The organism is Corynebacterium sp. LK31, assembly GCF_014335015.1.
In the GTDB taxonomy this organism is placed as follows: domain Bacteria; phylum Actinomycetota; class Actinomycetes; order Mycobacteriales; family Mycobacteriaceae; genus Corynebacterium; species Corynebacterium jeikeium_D.
Genome location: NZ_PDGW01000002.1, coordinates 1 through 1,261 on the forward strand (window position 1 = coordinate 1; position 1,261 = coordinate 1,261).

Annotated in this window: 3 protein-coding genes; 2 read left to right on the forward strand and 1 reads right to left on the reverse strand. The window is 50.0% G+C overall.

What is annotated here, in order from left to right:
- Window positions 1-448: 448 nt before the first annotated feature.
- The gene (locus tag CRD18_RS11190; protein ID WP_065419905.1) at window positions 449-631 is read left to right on the forward strand and encodes a ClbS/DfsB family four-helix bundle protein; all 183 of its coding nucleotides are present in this window, start codon (window positions 449-451) and stop codon (window positions 629-631) included.
- Between the two features lie 243 nt (window positions 632-874).
- Window positions 875-964 carry a ClbS/DfsB family four-helix bundle protein gene (locus CRD18_RS11195; protein WP_369707167.1) on the forward strand — a complete coding sequence of 30 codons (90 nt, stop codon included), beginning with the start codon at window positions 875-877 and terminating at the stop codon, window positions 962-964.
- 95 nt (window positions 965-1,059) lie between these two features.
- Here the strand turns inward: CRD18_RS11195 and CRD18_RS11050 are convergent.
- The coding region (locus CRD18_RS11050; RefSeq protein WP_207106355.1) for a hypothetical protein at window positions 1,060-1,261 on the reverse strand (202 nt) is incomplete at its 5' end.

Sequence of the window (1,261 nt, forward strand, 5' to 3'; positions counted from 1 at the left end):
GCAGGTCACGGAGCATTTTGTAACGCGCATCAGCACATTAACAGCCATAAGCAATCTAACAACAACACGCGCGAGGCAGTAAGTGAAGCGTGCTGGATCTAGTTCCTACCTCGGTCCTGGAATCCGTCCGAGCATCACCACGTTCCACGATTCTTAACACGACGCTCCAACTGAGGGAGTCGACACTCTCTACAAGACAAAACTCATTCATACGCAAGACTCGTGAACATAGAAGCGGAAATCGAACTTGCCACTTTGCGGACGATGCATTGGTAAAGAATTATGCGGATACACAAAGTGCTGGACTAGCCACACCACGGGAAGCGCAAACCAAGTGCTACCTTGCCTATTTCATCAACCCAGGGTCGTAAAAAGCGGAACTAACCCCAGGACACTTGAACATACGCATGAATACCTCGGATATAGAGTGCTCCACCGAAAATGTGTGGTGAAGCCATATGAATCCGGAAGCGAGATTGAATCAGAGACCACTAAACGCGGGTGTCTATTCATCCGCAAGTTCGAGGATGTTCCCGATGATGGTGGGCAAATGCTCATTGAGGGAATAGACCGCACGCCCCGGCAGGTTATCGCGAACCTATTGGACTGGATGGAATTACTGCTTAGCTGAAAGCGGAAAGAGCAAGCGGACAAAGAGGTGGTGACTGAAGCTCCTAGTTTCAAATGCGATTAGCTAGGTAGCTTGTACGAGTCTTTCTACCAACACTGGGAGCTGGTACCACCCCGAGATCTGATTAATCGATTCGAGGTTCTACTCGCCGAGGTAATCCAACTGGTACCCTGACTGGCCGAAGCAGAGCTGTTTGAGTCTGAGCAGCGAGCGTGGGCGTCTTCCACTCCGTCAGTATGACCGGTGTGGAAGTGGGTACATATCAACACTGTTGCCCCCCTCACTACGTTTCGTACCAAGATAAGGACATGGGAGAAACTCGCTGCTTGCTAGTTGATTGACTCAACCACGTCGACCCCTGTCTTGAGCACAAAGCAAATTTGACCGGCTCTAACAACATGGTTGATCCGAGCCGTTCATTGGAATGACTAGAGGTGCTGCATCGGCTCTTTGGCTAGTTGCCGGTATGCACCAGTAATCGTTGTACGACCGACGTATTTGATTCTGATTTGCTCGTAGGTTTGCTGCCGGTCGACTAAAGGTTTCCATATCCGCCGCGACAAAACCGGCCTCATGGCAAAACGCCCTAACCAGAAAGAGACCATAAGCATTAAAACGCTAGTTAATTCC